This window comes from Rhodoferax sp. WC2427 (assembly GCF_040822085.1).
In the GTDB taxonomy this organism is placed as follows: Bacteria; Pseudomonadota; Gammaproteobacteria; order Burkholderiales; family Burkholderiaceae_C; genus Rhodoferax_B.
In genome coordinates, this window is sequence record NZ_CP162006.1 from 124,122 (window position 1) to 141,435 (window position 17,314).

Below are 17,314 nucleotides of genomic sequence, written 5' to 3' on the forward strand. Positions count from 1 at the left end.
TTAATTTTGTATTAAATCAATAAGTTATATGCATTTTAGCTGATAAGTGAATAGTATTTGATTGGTTAAATGGGTTGGTCGCGCCCTGCACGATACCCCTTGGGTGTTTGCCCGTACTGGGCCCGAAAACTGTGGATGAAGTAGCTGGGGTTGGCGTAGCCACAGGCCCAGGCCACCTCCTTGATGGCCAACGCGCTCTCGGCCAGCAGGCGGGCGGCGCGGGCCATGCGCATGCGGTTGATGTAGGCCACCAGGGCTTCCTGCGTCTGCTGGCGGAACAGGTGCGACAGGTAGTCTGCGGTGCAGCCGCACTGCTGGGCCAGGCCGCGCACGCTCAAATCGGCATCGCCCAGCTGGTTTTGCACCAGCACCCGCACCTTGGTGACCCAGGCGGATTCGGGGGCGGTGTGCGGATCGATATCGGCCAGCGCGCGCAGCACACCGGCGGTGGCGGCGGCCACCAGGGCGCGTACCTGTAGCGTGGCCCATTCGGCCTGGTGGCTTTGGCCCAGCCGGGCCGCGTCGGCCAGCCAGTCGTGGATGTGGCGGGCCTGCGGGTGCTGGCGCATCTCCAGGTGGCGGATGCCGGGGCGACCGGCCTGGGTTTCGTGCGCCAGATGGCAGGTGAGGGCGTGCGCCTCGGCGTAGACCACCAGGTTGGCAAACGGCTGGCCCGGCGCGGCGCGCACCTGCTCGGCATGCAGCAGCTGCGGCGGCATCAGCAGGGCCTCGCCGGGGCCCAGGGTCAGCGTGCCGTGGGGCAGGCGAAAGTCGGTCCAGCCGCCGGTTTGCAAAAACAGCTCGGGGCCGACATGGAAGTGGCCTTCGCCGCGTTCCACCCGGGCGCCGCCGGGCAGGTGCACCACCAGGCTGCCCGCCATGGCGCGCCCTAGGAAATCGCCCAGGTGCTGGCGCATGGCCACCGCATCCTGGCGGGCGGATGGGGCCTGGGGGGCGCTGCAGAAAGTGGATGCGAGCGATCCAGGATTTTTGCTATTCATTGCGGATTATTGACAGCAATCGGGCTGGTCGGTGGGGGATGGCAGGCTTAGAGTCTAGGCCACACAACCCCCAACCCCTGTTCAGGAGCCTCCTAGTGAAAACCCGTATTTCTGTTATTGTCTGGAACGAATTCCGCCACGAACGTGAAAATGCCGCCGTGGGTGCCATCTATCCCGAAGGCCTGCACGCCACCATTGCCAACGCCCTGGCCGCCACCCCCGGCCTGAACCCCGGCGCCTTGCCGCTGGACATCAGCCTCGCCGCGCTGGACGACCCCGAGCACGGCCTGAGCGAAGCCCGCCTGGCCAGCTGCGACGTGCTGATCTGGTGGGGCCACAAGGTGCACAACCTGGTGGAGGACGCGGTGGTCGACCGGGTGCAAAAGCGGGTGCTCGAGGGCATGGGCCTGATCGTGCTGCACTCCGGCCATTTCAGCAAAATCTTCCGCCGCATGATGGGCACCAACTGCTCGCTGAAATGGCGCGAGGCGCACGAAAAAGAGCGCCTGTGGGTGGTCGAGCCTTCGCACCCCATCGCCGCCGGTCTGGGCGAGTATTTCGAGCTGCCCAACGAAGAGATGTACGGCGAGCGCTTCGACATTCCACAGCCCGACAGCACGGTGTTCATCTCGTGGTTCGAGGGCGGCGAGGTGTTCCGCTCCGGCTGCTGCTGGGAGCGCGGCCATGGCCGTATCTTCTACTTCCGCCCGGGCCACGAGGCCTATCCCACCTACTTTGATAAAAACGTGCAGCGCGTGATTGCCAACGCCGTGCAGTGGGCGGCACCCCGCGTCAACATTGTGGACGTGTGCCCGAACGCCGCGCCGCTGGAGCCCATCAGCCCCAAGCTTGGTTTCACCAACGTCGGCATTACCCAGACCAAGGCGGATCTGGTATGAGCGAAGCTGCCAAAAAACTGCGCGTTGGCGTGATCGGCCTGGGCATGGGCCGGGCCCACATCAAGGGCTGGCAAGAGCATCCGCTGGTGGACGTGGTGGCGATTGCCGACCCCGATGCCGCCCGCCTGGACCGGGTGGGCGATGAGTTCGAGGTGGCAGGCCGTTACCTGTCGGCGCAAGCCATGCTGGAGGCAGAAGATCTGGACGTGGTCAGCGTCTGCACACCGAACAAGTTTCACGTGGAACTGACCCTGGCCGCGCTGGCCGCAGGCTGCCACGTGCTATGCGAAAAGCCCATGGCCATGAACGCCCAGGAAGGCCGCCAGATGCTGGAAGCCGCCAAGGACGCGGGCAAGCGCCTGATGATCAACTTCTCGTACCGCTTCAGCGCCGCCTCCCGCGCCCTCAAGGCCCAGGTGGATGCAGGCCTGTTTGGCGACTTCTACTTTGGCCGCAGTGTGTGGCACCGCCGCCGCGGCATGCCCGGCTTTGGCGGCTGGTTTGGCACCCAGGCGCTGGCCGGGGGCGGCCCGCTGATCGACCTGGGCGTGCACCGCCTGGACCTGGCCCTGTGGCTGATGGGCTACCCGCAACCCACCTGGGTGATGGGCAGCACCTACAGCCCCATCGCCAGCGACCTGGCCCAGAAGGCTGGCAAGACCTTTGACGTGGAAGACCTGGCTGCCGGGTTCATCCGCTTCGACAACGGCGCCACGCTGGCCCTGGAGGCCTCCTGGGCCGCCAACATCCAGGAGGCCGAGCTGATGGAAACCCGGCTGCTGGGCACCAAAGCCGGTTTGTTGCAAAAGAACCTGGACGGTGGTTACACCTTCGACGCGCACGTCTTCACCGAAATCAACGGCGCGCCGGTGGATATGCACCTGTGCCCGCCCACCGCGGCGGCCCAATCGGCCATGTTCGACTACGCCGAAGCCATCCTCACCGGCACGCCGCACCCGGCGGGCGGCGATGAGGGGCTGGTGGTGATGCAGATCTTGGACGCGCTGTACGAGAGTGCGCGCACGGCCAAGCCGGTGCAAATCCAGCAATAGCCCTGGTACACGTTGGTCATGGGATGGGCTTACCATCCGCCCTCTACCTTTATCGGAGCACCACCCATGACCACTGCCCACGGCTACGCCGCCACTTCCCCAACTTCCCCCTTGGCCCCCTTCAGCTTCGAGCGCCGCGCGCCCGGTGCGCAGGACGTGGCGCTGGACGTGCTGTATTGCGGCGTCTGCCATTCCGACCTGCACACCGCGCGCAACGAGTGGCATAACACCATCTACCCCTCGGTGCCCGGCCACGAGATCGTGGGCCGCGTCACGGCCGTGGGCGATCTGGTGTCCAAGTTCAAGGTCGGTGACCTGGTCGGCGTGGGCTGCATGGTCGACAGCTGCCAGCATTGCGTACCCTGTGCCGATGGCCTGGAGCAGTACTGCGACAACGGCTTTACCGGCACCTACAACGGCCCGATGTTCCCCAATGGCACCAACACCTATGGCGGCTACTCCAACCACATGGTGGTGCGCGAATCCTTTGTGCTGCGCGTCAGCCACGGGCTGGACGACCTGGCTGCCGTGGCCCCGCTGCTGTGCGCGGGCATCACCACCTATTCGCCGCTGCGCCAGTGGAAGGTCGGCCCCGGCCACAAGGTCGGCATCGTCGGCCTGGGCGGGCTGGGCCACATGGGCGTGAAGATCGCCGCTGCCATGGGTGCGCACGTGGTGCTGTTCACCACCTCCGAGAGCAAGCGCGAAGACGCGCTGCGCCTGGGTGCCAAAGAGGTGGTGGTGTCCAAGAACGCCGACGAGATGGCCGCCCACGCCAACAGCTTTGACTTCATCCTCAACACCGTGGCTGCCGCGCACAACCTGGATGTGTTCCTGGGCCTGCTCAAGCTGGACGGCACCATGACCCTGGTCGGCGCGCCCGAAACTCCGCACCCCTCGCCCAATGTGTTCGGTTTGATCATGAAGCGCCGCCGCCTGGCGGGTTCGCTGATCGGCGGCATCAAAGAGACCCAGGAGATGCTGGACTTCTGCGCCGAGCATGGCATCGTGTCGGACATCGAAACCATCCCCATGGACCAGATCGAAACCGCCTACACCCGCATGCTGAAGAGCGATGTGAAGTACCGCTTTGTGATCGATATGGCTACGCTATAGTTTTTAGGCTGTTTTTCAGGTAGAAAAATAGCTGCCCATGCTGATAGATCAAGCGTGGGCAGCTATTGAATTGATACCTATTTTTGCCGGTACAAGTACCAGCCCGCAAACGCGGTAAACACGCCGATCAGCCCGGCAATCACCATGAACCCGTGCGGGTGGTCGGACAGCGGGATGCCACCCACGTTCATGCCCAGCAGGCCGGCCACGATGTTGATCGGCAGGGCCAGCACGGTGACCATGGTCAGGGTGAAGACGCTGCGGTTGGTTTGCTCGCTCACCTGGGCGGCAATTTCTTCCTGCAGCAGCTTGATGCGCTCTTTCAGCTCCGACATGTCGCGGATGGTCAGCGAAAATTCTTCGGTGGCCTGGCGCAGCGCTTCCAGGTCGTGCTCGCTGATCCAGGGCGGTGGCAGGCGCAGCAGCCGGAACAGGGCGCCCGGCTCGGGGGCCAACAGGCGCTGCAAGCGCACCAGCACCCGGCGCAGTTGGCCCAGATCGGCACGCCGGTGGTGCAGGCGGCCCACCAGAAACTTGTCTTCGATCGCGTCCACCTGCAGCGTGGTGTCGCGCACGATGCGCACCAGCACATCGCCTTGCTCCATCAGCAGCTGGTTCAAAAACGCCACCGAACTGGCCAGCGGCTTGCCGTTCTTCACCGCGTCGCGCATGCGGTCGATGGAGCGCAGCGGGTGCGAGCGGGCACTGAGCGCCATGTGCGGGGCCACGTTGAGCCATAGGCTGGCGATTTCGGCGGGGTCGAAGGCAAACTCGAACGCCACGTCGTTGACCACCGCAATCAGCGTGTCGTGCGCGTCCTCGATGCGGGTCGAGCGCGAGCCCGCGTGCAGCGCCTCGAAGAACTCGGGCACGGCATCCAGCTGCTTGCGGATGCAGGTCTCGGCCGCCGCGTCACTCAGGTTGAAGTGCAGCCAGACAAAATCGGCCGGGCCCTTGGGCGCATCGCTGCGCAGCCAGGCCGCCGCTTCGGCCAGGTCCACCGGCACGCCGGGCGCACCGTTTTCAAACCGGTAGCCGCAGAGCAGGCCGGTTTTGTCGGCACCATAGGTGATCTGCACGGCTAGGCTGCCCGGGCCGATGTTCCACGTGGAACAGGGCGTGCCGGGGTGGGGGTTGGAGTCATGGAAAACCGCCGTGGGTAAATCACCCAGTGTCTTACCGCTGCGTGACAAAGGCGTGACAACCGTGTTGCAGACCACACATAAGAAATAGGCTGCCTGTGCCCATGCGGCCAGCACAAGCAGCTACTTTTTACATAGCAAATCTCAGTGCGCGCTTGTCCCCCGCAGGCGCTGCACCAGGGTCACGCCGGCCAGCACCACGGCCCCGGCCACCACACCGGCAATGCCGTCCAGCAGCGTGGGCGCCACGGCTTGCAGCAAGCCGCCCACGCCGGGCAGCGCCGTCGCCCACTGCGTGACGGCCTCGATACCGTGGTGCAGGGCAGGCCAGCCGTGCGTCAAAATGCCGCCGCCCACCAGGAACATGGCGGCGGTGCCCACCACCGACAGCGTCTTCATCATCCAGGGCGCAAACGCCAGAATGCCCCGGCCCAGGCTGCGCTGCCAGGCGCTGGCTTGCTGGGTGAGGTACAGGCCACCATCGTCGAGCTTGACGATGCCCGCCACCAGGCCGTACACGCCCACCGTCATCACCAACGCAATGGTGGAGAGCACTGTGAGCTGGGTGCTGAAGCCGCTGCCCTGCACGGTGCCGAGGGTGATGGCGATGATCTCGGCCGACAGGATGAAGTCGGTGCGCACCGCGCCTTTAATCTTCTCCTGCTCCAGCGCGACCAGGTCGATGGCCGGGTTGGCCACCGCCGCCACCAGCGCGCTGTGCTCGGCGGTCATTTCGTCGGCGCTGTGCAGAAACGGGTGGGCCAGCTTCTCGAAGCCTTCAAAGCACAGGTAGGCGCCGCCCACCATCAGCAGCGGCGTGACCGCCCAGGGGGCCACGGCGCTGATGGCAAGTGCGGCGGGCACCAGGATCAGCTTGTTGCGGAATGAACCTTTGCACACCGCCCACACCACCGGCAGCTCGCGCTCGGCCTTGACGCCGCTGACCTGCTGCGCGTTCAGCGCCAGGTCGTCGCCCAGCACCCCTGTGGTCTTCTTGGCCGCCACCTTGGTCAGCAGGGTCACGTCGTCCAGGATGGAGGCAATGTCGTCAATCAGCGCAAGCAGGCTAGAGGCCATGGGGGAGTTTTCCAAACAGATGCGCCGCACCGTGCGGACGCTGTGCGGTGATTGTCGCCGGGCTTAAAACCACCTACCAAAAAGGCCGCCCACGCTGATCCAATCAGCGCAAGCAGCTATGAAAACAGGAGTATCAGGGGCTATTTGCGACTTGCCAGGTATTCTTGCGCCTTGCGGCCCACAAACTGCCGCCCCGGGTTGCTGCCGCTGCACCATTCTTCGGGGCTGAACAGGGCAAACAGGCCGATCTTGGCCAGGGTGGGGATGGCCAGCTCCAACTCGCGTTCGATCTCGCCACGGGCGTCCGCGCTGGCGGCGTTGTACAGCGCCACGTTGTGCAGCATGGCGGCCACCGTGCCGGTCTGTACCTGGCTGCCATCGTGCAGGGTGACGCGGGGCAGGGTTTCGCCCGCGGCCAGGATCTTCTGGTTGACGCGGGCCAGGATGATGGCTTCGGTGGAAGAGGGCATAGGAGTCTCCTTGTCGGGTGGTGGTAGAGGAATGATAAGAGCCAGCATATCGCAGGGAATGAGGGGGCTTATTAAAATGGTGGATTCCCCCTCTGTTTGTGTCTTGCCGCCGTGGCGGGGCCGGATGGCCAGGGGGCTGGCACTGACACAGGACGCGCGTATGTTGTACCCCCAAGAATTTGATGTGATCGTGGTTGGCGGTGGCCATGCCGGCACCGAGGCCGCGCTGGCCGCTGCGCGCATGGGTTGCAAAACCCTGCTGCTGACGCACAACATCGAGACCCTGGGCCAGATGAGCTGCAACCCGTCCATCGGCGGTATCGGCAAGGGGCATCTGGTCAAAGAGGTGGACGCGCTGGGCGGGGCCATGGCCCTGGCCACGGACGAGGGCGGCATCCAGTTCCGCATCCTCAACTCCAGCAAAGGCCCTGCCGTGCGCGCCACCCGCGCCCAGGCCGACCGGGTGCTGTACAAGGCCGCCATCCGCCGCATGCTGGAGAACCAGCCCAACCTGTGGCTGTTCCAGCAGGCCGTGGACGACCTGATGGTGGAGGGCGACCGGGTGGTGGGTGCCGTGACGCAGGTGGGTGTGCAGTTCCGCAGCCGCACCGTGGTGCTGACGGCGGGCACCTTCCTGGACGGCAAGATCCACGTCGGCCTGAACAACTACGCCGCAGGCCGCGCGGGCGACCCCCCGGCGGTGTCGCTGAGTGCGCGGCTGAAAGAACTCAAGCTGCCCCAGGCCCGCCTGAAAACTGGCACGCCGCCGCGCATCGACGGCCGCAGCATCGACTACAGCCAACTCGAAGAGCAGCCCGGCGACGGCATGCCCGGTGGCATGGGCGCGCAGATTCCGGTGTTCAGTTTCATGGGCAACCGGGCGATGCACCCACGGCAAATGCCCTGCTGGATCACCCACACCAATGCGCGCACGCACGAGATCATCCGTTCCGGCTTTGACCGCAGCCCCATGTTCACCGGCAAGATCGAGGGCGTAGGCCCGCGCTACTGCCCCAGCGTGGAAGACAAGGTAAACCGCTTTGCCGACAAAGACAGCCACCAGATCTTTCTGGAGCCCGAGGGCCTGAACACCCACGAGATCTACCCCAACGGCATCTCCACCAGCCTGCCGTTTGACGTGCAGTACGACCTGGTGCGCTCCATGAAGGGCATGGAAAACGCCCACATCCTGCGCCCCGGCTACGCCATCGAATACGACTACTTCGACCCCCGCGCCCTGAAAACCAGCTTCGAGACCCGGGCCATCGGCGGCCTGTTTTTCGCGGGCCAGATCAACGGCACCACCGGCTACGAAGAGGCCGCAGCCCAGGGCCTGTTCGCCGGGATCAACGCCGCACTGCAATGCCGCGGTGAGGCCTCCTGGCTGCCGGGCCGCGACCAGGCTTACCTGGGTGTACTGGTAGACGACCTGATCACCAAGGGCGTGACCGAGCCCTACCGCATGTTCACCAGCCGCGCCGAGTTCCGCCTGCAGCTGCGTGAAGACAACGCCGACATGCGCCTCACCGAAATGGGCCGCACCATGGGCCTGGTGGACGATGCGCGTTGGGCGTCGTTCAACCGCAAGCGCGATGCTGTGTCAGTCGAGACAGAGCGCCTGCGCAGCCTGTGGATCAGCCCCAAGAACCTGGCAGCGGCTGAGGCCGAGCGGGTGCTGGGCAAGGCCATCGAGCACGAATACAGCCTGGCCGAACTGCTGCGCCGCCCGGATGTGCACTACGACGGCTTGATGTCTTTGGCCGGGGGCAAGTTCGCCGTGCCCGAGTTCGCGCCTGGTGTTCCACGTGAAACAGCCGAAGCCGACTTTGTGGCCGCCGTGCTGGAGCAGGTGGACATCAACGCCAAGTACTCGGGCTACATCGAACGGCAAAAGTCCGAAATCGACCGCGCCGCCTACTACGAACACCTGAAGATCCCCGCCGACCTGGATTACCTGCAGGTCAGCGCCCTGAGCTACGAGGTGCGCCACACCTTGAACAAACACCGGCCCGAAACCCTGGGCTTGGCCTCGCGCATGTCGGGCGTGACCCCGGCGGCCATCTCGCTGCTGCTGGTGCATTTGAAGAAACTGGGCTGGAAGGACCGGCCCACCGTAGAGGAGACCGCTGCATGAGCGATCGGCTGGAGATCCTGACCCGCAGCACCGCCCAGCTCGGCCTGGCTTTGTCGGATGCGCAGCACGACACCCTGCTGCGCTACCTGGACATGATCCTGAAGTGGAACAAGGTCTACAACCTGACCTCGCTGCGCGACCCGGCCGAGGCGTTGACCCACCACCTGATCGATAGCCTGGCCGCCGTGCCACCGCTGCTGCGCCATCTGGATGGGCGGCAGGATGCCAAGCTGCTGGATGTCGGCTCTGGCGCGGGCCTGCCCGGCGTGGTGTTCGCCATCTGCTGCCCACAGCTGCAGGTGCGCTGCGTGGACACCGTGGGTAAGAAGGCCGCGTTTGTGCAGCAGGCGGCGCTGGAGCTCAAGCTGCCCAACCTGCGCGGCGTACATGCCCGGGTGGAAAGCCTCACCGAAAAGTTCGACGTGGTCAGCGCCCGGGCGTTTGCCTCGCTGGTGGATTTCACCACCTGGTCGGTCGGCGCGCTGGCCGGGCAGGGCGTGTGGCTGGCCATGAAAGCCAAGCACCCCGACGCAGAAATCGCCGCTTTGCCCGCCTCGGTAGAGGTGTTTCACGTGGAACAACTCAGCGTGCCGGGGCTGGACGCAGAGCGTTGCATTATCTGGATGCGCACCAAAAACACCGTCGCGTAAACTCGCCTCCTCATACCCGAGGAGAATTCCATGTTTGGCATCGCAAATTACGGCGCGTTCGTCGCGGCCATCATCGTTTTTTTGATGATCCCCGGCCCGGGTAATTTGGCGTTGATCACCTCCACCAGCAAGGGCGGTATCCGCGGCGGCCTGGCCGCCACGCTGGGGGTGATCCTGGGCGACCAGGTGCTGATGTGGACGGCGGTGGCCGGTGTGGCGGCCTTGCTGGCCAGCTACCCGGTGGCGTTTGCGGCGGTGCAGTGGTTGGGCGCCGCCTACCTGGCCTACCTGGGCGGCAAGATGCTGCTGGCCAAGGCGGGCGATGCGCCCATTTTGAACATCAAGCCATCGCACTTCCTGCGCCAGGCCCTGGTCATCACCCTGCTGAACCCCAAGGCCATCGTGTTCTACATGGCGTTTTTCCCGCTCTTCGTGGACCCGGCCCACCACCAGGGCCTGCTGACCTTTGCAGTGATGGCGCTGACCATCGCCGCGCTGACCTTTGTCTACGGCCTCATCGCCACCTTGCTGACCCATTTTCTGGCCGAGCGCATGCGTGCGAACCCGGTCGTGTCTCGCGCGCTGAACAAGCTGGCGGGCGTATTTCTCATTGGCTTTGGCGTGAAGCTGGCGCTGTCTAAGTAATTTCGAAAGTTTCCATGGCCCAAGTATTCTGTGTTGCCAACCAAAAGGGCGGCGTTGGCAAAACCACCACCACCGTGAACCTGGCCGCCGGTCTGGCCAAGGTGGGGCAGCGCGTGCTGATGATCGACCTGGACCCGCAGGGCAACGCCACCATGGGCTCGGGCGTAGACAAGCGCACGCTGGAGCTCACCGTGTACGACGTGCTGCTCGAATCCAGCAGCATCGCCGAAGCCCGCGTGCAGGCCGACAAATGCGGCTACGACGTGCTCGGCTCCAGCCGCGAACTCAGCGGTGCCGAGGTGGAGCTGGTGACCATGGAGCGCCGTGAAAAGCGCCTGCAGGCCGCCATCGCCAAGGTCTCGGCCGAGTACGACTTTGTGCTGATCGATTGCCCACCCAGTTTGTCGATGCTGACGCTCAACGGCCTGTGCGCCGCCAATGGCGTGATCGTGCCCATGCAGTGCGAGTACTTTGCGCTGGAGGGCCTGACCGACCTGGTCAACACCATCAAGCAGGTGCACGCCAACCTGAACAAAGACCTGCAAATCATCGGCCTGCTGCGCGTGATGTTCGACCCCCGCATCACCCTGCAGCAGCAGGTGAGCGAGCAGCTCAAGGCCCACTTTGCCGACAAGGTGTTCAACACCGTGATCCCGCGCAACGTGCGCCTGGCCGAAGCGCCCAGCTACGGCCTGCCCGGCATGGTGTTTGACCCCAACGCCAAGGGCAGCCTGGCTTACATCGAATTCGCCCAGGAAATGGTGGACCGAATCAAGGCCTGAATTTATAAGAAATAGGCCTCTACCGCCCATTCCATCAGCGTAAGCAGCTACTAATTCAATAGCAATGACAACTCCTCGCGTGCTCCTCCTTCCTGGCTGGCAAGATTCCGGCCCCGGCCACTGGCAAACCCTGTGGGAAACCCAGTTTGGCGACCTGCGCGTGACCCAGCACGACTGGATGCAGCCGCTGCGGGGCGACTGGATCACCCGCCTGGAAGAGGTGGTGCAAGAGCAGGATGGCCCTGTGTGGCTGGCCGCGCACAGCCTGGGCTGCCATTTGGTGGCGGCGTGGGCGGCGGTGTCGCGCAGCACCGGCAAGGTGCAGGGGGCCTTGCTGGCCGCTCCGCCCGATGTGGCGCAGGCGGATTTTCCGCCGCAGCTGCACCGCTGGGCCACGCCGGTGCTGGACGCCTTGCCGTTTGCATCGGCTCTGGTGGCCTCCACCGACGACCCGTATTGCAGCCTGGCCGCTGCCGAACAGTACGCCCGGCACTGGGGCGCGGCACTGCACAACATTGGCCCGCGCGGCCACATCAATTCCGAATCCGGCCTGGGCGACTGGCCGCAGGGCAGGGCCCTTTTACTGAGTCAAAAATAGAAAGTAGCAGACTATGGCAACCCCCAAACGCAAAGGCCTCGGCATGGGCCTGGATGCCCTGCTCGGCCCCAAGGTCGTCGATCCCACGCCGCTGGAAACCGGTTTGCCCACGGTCTTGCTGCTGAGTGACCTGGTGCCCGGCCAGTACCAGCCGCGCACCCGCATGGACGAGGGCGCGCTGTACGAGCTGGCCGAGAGCATCAAGGCCCAGGGCATCATGCAGCCCATCCTGGTGCGCCAGCTGGCCGCCGGGGACAACGCAGGCCAGTACGAAATCATCGCTGGCGAGCGCCGTTTCCGCGCCGCCCGCATAGCAGGGCTGGACCGCGTGCCGGTGCTGGTGCGCGACGTGCCGGACGAATCCGCAGCGGCCATGGCCCTGATCGAAAACATCCAGCGCGAAGACCTGAACCCGCTGGAAGAAGCGCAAGGCCTGCAGCGCCTGGTGAAAGAATTTGGCCTGACGCACGAGCAGGCCGCGCAGGCCGTGGGCCGCTCGCGCAGCGCTGCCAGCAACCTGCTGCGCCTGCTGAACCTGGCCGATCCGGTGCAGACCATGCTGATGGCGGGCGACCTGGACATGGGCCACGCCCGCGCCCTGCTGGCGCTCGACCGGGCCACCCAGATCAGCGCGGGCAGCCAGATCGCCGCCAAGAAAATGTCGGTGCGCGAGGCCGAGGGCCTGGTCAAAAAGCTCAGCGCCGAGTTCTCGCTCACGCCCTCGCCCAAGGCCGCCAAAGAGAAGTCGCGCGACCTGAAGCGGGTGGAAGAAGAGCTGTCCGACCTGCTCATGGCCGACGTGGACATCCGCGTCAAAAAGCGCGTCAAACGCCACGGCAAGTTTGAGGAAATGGGCGAAGTAATCGTGCAGTTCGGCTCGCTGGACGAGTTGAACGGCCTGGTCGAAAAGCTCACGCGCAGCGCGGCCCATTAACTACATGCTGCGCTGGCCCCTGCCCGCGTTGCTTGCCTGGGGCGGTGCCTGGGCGCTGTTCACCACGCTGCTGCAGCTCGGCCTGCCCGGCATCGCTGCGCTGCTGCTGGCCACGGGCGCCGGGGCAGCCTGCAGCCTGCTGGGGGCGACCTGGTGGCGGCGCGGGTTGATCGCGGCGGGCTTTCCGCTGTCGCTGGCCTTGTCCGGTACGGTGGCGCTGCCCGCCTGGGCCTGGCTGCTACCGCTGGCCTTGCTGCTGCTGGTCTACCCGCTGAACGCCTGGCGCGATGCCCCGCTATTCCCCACGCCCACCCGCGCACTACAAGGCCTGGCGGCGGCCATTCCTTTGGCCGAGGGTGCGCTGGTGCTGGATGCCGGCTGCGGCCTGGGCCACGGCCTGCAGGCGCTGCGCCGGGCCTACCCGCAGGCCCGCCTGCACGGCCTGGAGTGGAGCTGGCCGCTGCGGGCGGTGTGCGCCCTGCGCTGCCCCTGGGCGCGCGTGCGCCAGGGCGACATCTGGCGTGCCGACTGGGCCCCTTACGCGCTGGTCTACCTGTTCCAGCGCCCCGAAAGCATGGCCCGGGCCCTGGCCAAGGCCCGGGCGCAGATGGCACCGGGCGCGTGGCTGGTGAGTCTGGAATTTGAAGTGGAGGGCGTGCTGCCCACCGGGCGGCTGCAGGCACCGGACGGGCGGGCGGTGTGGTTGTACCGGATGTAGCGTCCTCCATTTGGACTACGTTTTTCGCTTTTCGGGTGGCTTTTTACGGTATATTTTTGTAAATTAATACAACTATATTTACTCTCGAAACCACCATGCCAATCCTCAAAATTTCACTCGTTGCCGCATGCTCCCTGGCTTTATTGGCGGGTTGTGAAACCACCGATATGAAAATGGGGGCGCCTGAAGCCAAGACGGTTGCCACCGGCGGCGCGGGCGGTGCCACCGCCACCAATGAAAACACGCAGCTGGAAAAATGCCCCTCCGCCCTGGGCACGGTGTCGCTGATCGAGAACGAGCAGGCCGGCTGGTACACCATTTTGCGCAACGAATACCGCCTGCCGCCCACCGCCAACCTGCTGCGCCTGATGATCCAGCAGTCCAACTGCTTCATCGTGGTGGAGCGCAGCGCCGCAGGCATGAACGCCATGAGCCGCGAACGGGCGCTGATGGGTTCGGGCGAGATGCGCCAGGGCAGCAACTTCGGCAAGGGCCAGGTGGTGTCGTCCGACTACGGCCTGTCGCCTGAAGTCATCTTCAACCAGAACACCGGCGGTGCGGCTGCCAGCATCGGCGGGCTGTTCGGCAATGCCGGGCGGGTGCTGGGCGCAGTGGCCGGGTCGACCGCCACCCGCGAAGCCAGCGTCATGCTGACCATGATCGACAACCGCTCCAGCGTGCAGGTGGCGGCATCGGAAGGCAGCGCTTCTAAAACCGACTGGGGCGGCATGGGTGCCTTGTTTGGCGCCTCGGGCGGCGGTGCGGCGGGTGCCTACAACAGCACCCCGCAGGGCAAGGTGATTGCGGCGGCCTTCATGGACGCCTACAACAACATGGTCCGCTCGGTACGCAACTACAAAGCCCAGACCGTGCAAGGCCAGGGCCTGGGCGGCGGCGGCAAGCTGGGGGTCGACGGCGGCGCGGCCCCGTCGCAAACCTCGGCACCGGGGGCGGCCAAACCGCCTATCCGCAAAAAGGTCGTTCCGGCGAATTGATCAACCCGGGCAGGCGGGCAACGCGGTCGGCGCCAGCGCGGCGAACTGCGTCAGCGGCTTGTCTTTGCTGGGCAGGTCGGCGGGCGCTGCGGGCTTCTTGTCACCGCTGTCGCGCAGGGCTTTCACTTCCAGCTTGCCCAGGGCGACGCCGATCTTCTGCGACCAGCCCGCCATGGTGACGGCCTGGGTCTGGCCCTATTCACTGAGTTTGGCACCCAGCGCGATGCGGTAGGTGTCGAGCTGGGTTTGTGCGTCGGGCCGGTTTGCGGGCAGGGCGGAGCTGACCCGGAATTGCACGCTGTTCAAACAGGCATCGGCCACCGCGCCCGTGGCCAGACTGGTGTCGGCGGCTTTGGTCAGGGTGGCCAGTACGCCGTCGAGCGCGGTGTGGGTGGTGGCCAGCGCCCCCGAGGCGCTCTCCAGAATGGCTTTCTCGGGCACCGGCGTGGTGGCCGCTTTTTCTTTGTCCAGCCCGGCCTGGATGTCGCTGGCCCGGGTTTTCAGTGCCAGCACCTGCTGCAGGGCCTGGTGGGCGGTGTTGCGCGCGACGGCAACCGCACTGTCCACCGGCGGCACCGGGGCCGCCAGCGCGCTGCCCGAGGACACCGTGTGCGGGGTGCTTTGGAGGCTGACACCGTCTACCGTGAACGAGGGGATGCGCAGGTCTTCCTCGCTCAGCGGTGTACCGCTGCCGACCTTTTGCACCGCCTGCGCCATCAGCCGGGCCTGCATCACCGAGTTCAGGGTTTGCCGCAGCATGGCCATGCCGGGGTTGGAGACGGTCTGGATGGCGTTTTTCGCTTCCTCCATGCCGGTCTCCAGCGTGCAGGCCCCGTGGTAGCGGGCCACGTCGCTGATGGCGGCTTGCACGGTGTAGCCGGGGTCGGCACGGCGGGCCTGGATTTCGGCCAGCAGCTCTTTGCGCCGCTGGTCCAGGCCGGGCACGATGATGAAGCTGGCCAGGTTGCCAAACAGCCCCTGGCGCAGCTCGGCGCGGCTGCCGCTGGCGATCCCGGCCAGACCGCCCAGGATACGGGCATCGCCCAGGCCGCCCACGATGGCGGCGGCCCCGCCCAGCACGGTGGTGGCTAGGCCGAAGCTGGTGTCCTGGTAGGCCTCGAACCGGCGCAGGTAGATTTTGTAGGCCTCGCAGCGCTGGTTGGAGGCGGCAATCAGCCGGTCTTGCAGCCGGGTTCGGCGCTCCACCAGGCTGCCGCCCAGGTTGTAGTACGGGTCGTAGAAGGCGACAAAAGCGCGCTCCAGATCCTGTTGCGCTTCGGGGTGGCCGCGCAGGCGCAGGCCGTCGGGGTCGAGCAGGGTGAACAAGTCCACCACTTCAAATTTCTCGTTGTTGAACTGGGGGTTGGCACCGTAGACGGTGAGCCGGTCCTCGGTGCTCAAGGAAGCGCTGGGACCCATGGTGCCCAGGGTGCTGCAACCCCCGAGCGCCAGACTGGCGGCCAGTGCCGACCACCGCAATAGCGTGCTGCGCATGACCATCTCCTTGTAAGCAAATGCCTGCAAAGCGTAGGCCGTCACACGGTGTTGCACATCCCCAAAATGGAGGATAGCCGCGAAACCGAAGATGTCAGTTGCTCCTGAAATAGGAGCATGTCACGCTTATAAAATAAGCGCTAGCGGCCTATTTCATGCATGAATTTTGAAGATCTTGCCGGGGTTCATGATGTTTAGCGGGTCCAGCGCCTGCTTGATGGCGCGCATCATGGCCACGGCACCTTCCCCGGCCTCGGCCACCAGGAACTCCATCTTGTGCAGGCCGATGCCGTGTTCGCCGCTGCAGGTGCCGTCCAGGCGCAGGGCGCGGGCCACCAGGGCGTCGTTGAGGGCCTCGGCGCGGGTACGCTCGTCGGCGCTGTCGGGGTCGATCAAATAGCCAAAGTGGAAGTTGCCGTCGCCCACGTGGCCGACCAGAAAGTAGGGGATGCCGGACGCATCTGCCTCGGCCACCGAGTCCAGCAGGCAGTCGGCCAGGCGCGAGATGGGCACGCAGGTGTCGGTGGAAATGGCTTTGCAGCCGGGGCGCGACTGCACGGCGGCAAAGTAGGCGTTGTGCCGCGCGGTCCACAGGCGGGTGCGCTCCTCGGGCGTGCTGGCCCACGCGAATGCCTGGCCGCCATGGTCAGAGGCAATTTCTTGCACCAGCTCGGCCTGTTCTTTGACACCGGTGGGCGAGCCGTGGAACTCCATCAACAGCATGGGTTCCTCGCGCAGGCCCAGTTTGGCGTAGGCGTTGACCATGCGCACGGTGTTGGCGTCGATCAGCTCCACCCGGGCGATGGGTACGCCCAGCTGGATCACCTGGATGGTGGTGCGCACGGCGGCTTCGATGCTGGGGAAGGAGCAGATGGCCGCCGAGATGGCCTCGGGCAGGGGGTAGATCTTGAGGGTGATTTCGGTGATCACGCCCAGCGTGCCCTCGCTGCCCACCATCAGCCGCGTCAGGTCGTAGCCCGCGCTGGACTTTTTGGCGCGGGTGCCGGTGCGGATGGTTTCGCCGCTGGCGGTGACCACCTCCAGCGCCAGCACGTTTTCGCGCATGGTGCCGTAGCGCACGGCGTTGGTGCCGCTGGCGCGGGTGGCGCACATGCCGCCGATGGTGGCGTCTGCGCCAGGGTCGATGGGGAAGAACAGGCCCGTGTGTTTGATGGCCTCGTTGAGCTGCTTGCGCGTCACGCCGGGCTGCACGGTGACGGTGAGGTCGTCGGCATCGATGCTGAGGATGGCGTTCATGCGGCCCACGTCCAGGCTGATGCCGCCTTGCACGGCCAGCAAATGCCCCTCCAGCGACGAGCCCACGCCGAAGGGGATCACCGGCACCGCGTGGACGGCGGCCAGCCTTACCGTATCGGCCACGTCGGCGGTGCTTTCGGCAAACACCACGGCGGCGGGCGGCGGCACCGAGAACGCCGACTCGTCGCGCCCATGGTGTTCGCGCACCGCCATGGCGACCGAGAACTGCGCGCCGAAGCGGGACTGCAGGGCATCCGCCAATACGGCGGGGATGGGGCGGATGGCGAGGGTTGGAGCGAGCATGAAGGGTATTCCGGTTAAAAGGATTTCACGCACAATTCTCCCCCTAT

At 65.5% G+C, this 17,314-nt stretch carries 18 protein-coding genes; 11 read left to right on the forward strand and 7 right to left on the reverse strand.

Annotated elements, in window-relative coordinates:
- Window positions 1-65 precede the first annotated feature (65 nt).
- Window positions 66-1,001, reverse strand: coding sequence for a helix-turn-helix domain-containing protein (locus AB3G31_RS00550; RefSeq protein ID WP_367848301.1), 936 nt, complete (start codon window positions 999-1,001; stop codon window positions 66-68).
- 95 nt (window positions 1,002-1,096) lie between these two features.
- Here AB3G31_RS00550 and AB3G31_RS00555 point away from each other — a divergent pair, with 95 nt between their 5' ends.
- The 3 genes from AB3G31_RS00555 (at window position 1,097) to AB3G31_RS00565 (ending at window position 4,068) form a co-directional block, all read left to right on the forward strand.
- Window positions 1,097-1,900 (forward strand): ThuA domain-containing protein, encoded by an 804-nt coding sequence (locus tag AB3G31_RS00555; RefSeq protein WP_367848302.1) that lies wholly within the window; start codon window positions 1,097-1,099, stop codon window positions 1,898-1,900.
- Window positions 1,897-2,952, forward strand: a complete 1,056-nt coding sequence (locus AB3G31_RS00560) for a Gfo/Idh/MocA family protein (RefSeq protein ID WP_367848303.1) — start codon at window positions 1,897-1,899, stop codon at window positions 2,950-2,952. The genes AB3G31_RS00555 and AB3G31_RS00560 overlap by 4 nt, the downstream gene beginning before the upstream one ends.
- 66 nt (window positions 2,953-3,018) lie before the next feature.
- Window positions 3,019-4,068, forward strand: coding sequence for an NAD(P)-dependent alcohol dehydrogenase (locus tag AB3G31_RS00565; RefSeq protein WP_367848304.1), 1,050 nt, complete (start codon window positions 3,019-3,021; stop codon window positions 4,066-4,068).
- 77 nt (window positions 4,069-4,145) lie between these two features.
- Here the strand turns inward: AB3G31_RS00565 and AB3G31_RS00570 are convergent, their stop codons facing one another.
- The 3 genes from AB3G31_RS00570 to AB3G31_RS00580 form a co-directional block, all read right to left on the reverse strand.
- Window positions 4,146-5,147 carry a transporter gene (locus tag AB3G31_RS00570; RefSeq protein ID WP_367848305.1) on the reverse strand — a complete coding sequence of 334 codons (1,002 nt, stop codon included), beginning with the start codon at window positions 5,145-5,147 and terminating at the stop codon, window positions 4,146-4,148.
- A gap of 207 nt (window positions 5,148-5,354) precedes the next feature.
- Window positions 5,355-6,287: a DUF808 domain-containing protein gene (locus tag AB3G31_RS00575; protein ID WP_367848306.1), complete on the reverse strand. Its 933-nt coding sequence runs from the start codon at window positions 6,285-6,287 to the stop codon at window positions 5,355-5,357.
- A 140-nt stretch (window positions 6,288-6,427) separates the two neighbouring features.
- The gene (locus AB3G31_RS00580; protein WP_367848307.1) at window positions 6,428-6,757 is read right to left on the reverse strand and encodes a hypothetical protein; all 330 of its coding nucleotides are present in this window, start codon (window positions 6,755-6,757) and stop codon (window positions 6,428-6,430) included.
- A 160-nt stretch (window positions 6,758-6,917) separates the two neighbouring features.
- On the opposite strand from AB3G31_RS00580, the gene mnmG reads away from it, so the two are divergent.
- The 8 genes from mnmG to AB3G31_RS00620 all read left to right on the forward strand — a co-directional run bounded on the left by mnmG (window position 6,918) and on the right by AB3G31_RS00620 (window position 14,213).
- The gene (gene mnmG, locus AB3G31_RS00585; protein ID WP_367848308.1) at window positions 6,918-8,891 is read left to right on the forward strand and encodes a tRNA uridine-5-carboxymethylaminomethyl(34) synthesis enzyme MnmG; all 1,974 of its coding nucleotides are present in this window, start codon (window positions 6,918-6,920) and stop codon (window positions 8,889-8,891) included.
- Window positions 8,888-9,541 (forward strand): 16S rRNA (guanine(527)-N(7))-methyltransferase RsmG, encoded by a 654-nt coding sequence (gene rsmG, locus AB3G31_RS00590; RefSeq protein ID WP_367848309.1) that lies wholly within the window; start codon window positions 8,888-8,890, stop codon window positions 9,539-9,541. Before mnmG ends, rsmG begins: the two co-directional genes overlap by 4 nt.
- A gap of 30 nt (window positions 9,542-9,571) precedes the next feature.
- Window positions 9,572-10,186 (forward strand): LysE family transporter, encoded by a 615-nt coding sequence (locus AB3G31_RS00595; RefSeq protein WP_367848310.1) that lies wholly within the window; start codon window positions 9,572-9,574, stop codon window positions 10,184-10,186.
- A 14-nt stretch (window positions 10,187-10,200) separates the two neighbouring features.
- Window positions 10,201-10,968, forward strand: a complete 768-nt coding sequence (locus AB3G31_RS00600) for a ParA family protein (protein WP_367848311.1) — start codon at window positions 10,201-10,203, stop codon at window positions 10,966-10,968.
- A gap of 79 nt (window positions 10,969-11,047) precedes the next feature.
- The gene (locus AB3G31_RS00605; protein WP_367848312.1) at window positions 11,048-11,566 is read left to right on the forward strand and encodes an RBBP9/YdeN family alpha/beta hydrolase; all 519 of its coding nucleotides are present in this window, start codon (window positions 11,048-11,050) and stop codon (window positions 11,564-11,566) included.
- A 13-nt stretch (window positions 11,567-11,579) separates the two neighbouring features.
- Complete coding sequence (locus AB3G31_RS00610) at window positions 11,580-12,500, forward strand: ParB/RepB/Spo0J family partition protein (protein ID WP_367848313.1); 921 nt, start codon at window positions 11,580-11,582, stop codon at window positions 12,498-12,500.
- Between the two features lie 4 nt (window positions 12,501-12,504).
- Window positions 12,505-13,218: a trans-aconitate 2-methyltransferase gene (locus tag AB3G31_RS00615; RefSeq protein ID WP_367848314.1), complete on the forward strand. Its 714-nt coding sequence runs from the start codon at window positions 12,505-12,507 to the stop codon at window positions 13,216-13,218.
- A gap of 95 nt (window positions 13,219-13,313) precedes the next feature.
- Window positions 13,314-14,213, forward strand: a complete 900-nt coding sequence (locus tag AB3G31_RS00620; RefSeq protein ID WP_367848315.1) for a CsgG/HfaB family protein — start codon at window positions 13,314-13,316, stop codon at window positions 14,211-14,213.
- Here the strand turns inward: AB3G31_RS00620 and AB3G31_RS00625 are convergent, their stop codons facing one another.
- The 3 genes from AB3G31_RS00625 to AB3G31_RS00635 all read right to left on the reverse strand — a co-directional run bounded on the left by AB3G31_RS00625 (window position 14,214) and on the right by AB3G31_RS00635 (window position 17,267).
- Window positions 14,214-14,387 carry a hypothetical protein gene (locus AB3G31_RS00625; RefSeq protein ID WP_367848316.1) on the reverse strand — a complete coding sequence of 58 codons (174 nt, stop codon included), beginning with the start codon at window positions 14,385-14,387 and terminating at the stop codon, window positions 14,214-14,216.
- A 21-nt stretch (window positions 14,388-14,408) separates the two neighbouring features.
- On the reverse strand, window positions 14,409-15,707 hold the full coding sequence (locus tag AB3G31_RS00630) for a hypothetical protein (RefSeq protein ID WP_367848317.1): 1,299 nt from the start codon (window positions 15,705-15,707) through the stop codon (window positions 14,409-14,411).
- Between the two features lie 153 nt (window positions 15,708-15,860).
- Window positions 15,861-17,267, reverse strand: coding sequence for an FAD-binding oxidoreductase (locus AB3G31_RS00635; protein WP_367848318.1), 1,407 nt, complete (start codon window positions 17,265-17,267; stop codon window positions 15,861-15,863).
- Window positions 17,268-17,314: the final 47 nt, after the last annotated feature.

Bases quoted from the DNA above. Each gene is read 5' to 3' on its own strand.
- AB3G31_RS00580 (WP_367848307.1), bottom strand. From the start codon at position 6,757: ATGCCCTCTTCCACCGAAGCCATCATCCTGGCCCGCGTCAACCAGAAG.
- AB3G31_RS00620 (WP_367848315.1), top strand. From the start codon at position 13,314: ATGCCAATCCTCAAAATTTCACTCGTTGCCGCATGCTCCCTGGCTTTA.
- AB3G31_RS00635 (WP_367848318.1), bottom strand. From the start codon at position 17,267: ATGCTCGCTCCAACCCTCGCCATCCGCCCCATCCCCGCCGTATTGGCG.
- AB3G31_RS00560 (WP_367848303.1), top strand. From the start codon at position 1,897: ATGAGCGAAGCTGCCAAAAAACTGCGCGTTGGCGTGATCGGCCTGGGC.
- AB3G31_RS00600 (WP_367848311.1), top strand. From the start codon at position 10,201: ATGGCCCAAGTATTCTGTGTTGCCAACCAAAAGGGCGGCGTTGGCAAA.
- rsmG (WP_367848309.1), top strand. From the start codon at position 8,888: ATGAGCGATCGGCTGGAGATCCTGACCCGCAGCACCGCCCAGCTCGGC.
- AB3G31_RS00565 (WP_367848304.1), top strand. From the start codon at position 3,019: ATGACCACTGCCCACGGCTACGCCGCCACTTCCCCAACTTCCCCCTTG.
- AB3G31_RS00610 (WP_367848313.1), top strand. From the start codon at position 11,580: ATGGCAACCCCCAAACGCAAAGGCCTCGGCATGGGCCTGGATGCCCTG.
- AB3G31_RS00615 (WP_367848314.1), top strand. From the start codon at position 12,505: ATGCTGCGCTGGCCCCTGCCCGCGTTGCTTGCCTGGGGCGGTGCCTGG.
- AB3G31_RS00550 (WP_367848301.1), bottom strand. From the start codon at position 1,001: ATGAATAGCAAAAATCCTGGATCGCTCGCATCCACTTTCTGCAGCGCC.
- AB3G31_RS00630 (WP_367848317.1), bottom strand. From the start codon at position 15,707: ATGCGCAGCACGCTATTGCGGTGGTCGGCACTGGCCGCCAGTCTGGCG.
- AB3G31_RS00625 (WP_367848316.1), bottom strand. From the start codon at position 14,387: ATGGCGGGCTGGTCGCAGAAGATCGGCGTCGCCCTGGGCAAGCTGGAA.
- AB3G31_RS00595 (WP_367848310.1), top strand. From the start codon at position 9,572: ATGTTTGGCATCGCAAATTACGGCGCGTTCGTCGCGGCCATCATCGTT.
- AB3G31_RS00575 (WP_367848306.1), bottom strand. From the start codon at position 6,287: ATGGCCTCTAGCCTGCTTGCGCTGATTGACGACATTGCCTCCATCCTG.
- mnmG (WP_367848308.1), top strand. From the start codon at position 6,918: ATGTTGTACCCCCAAGAATTTGATGTGATCGTGGTTGGCGGTGGCCAT.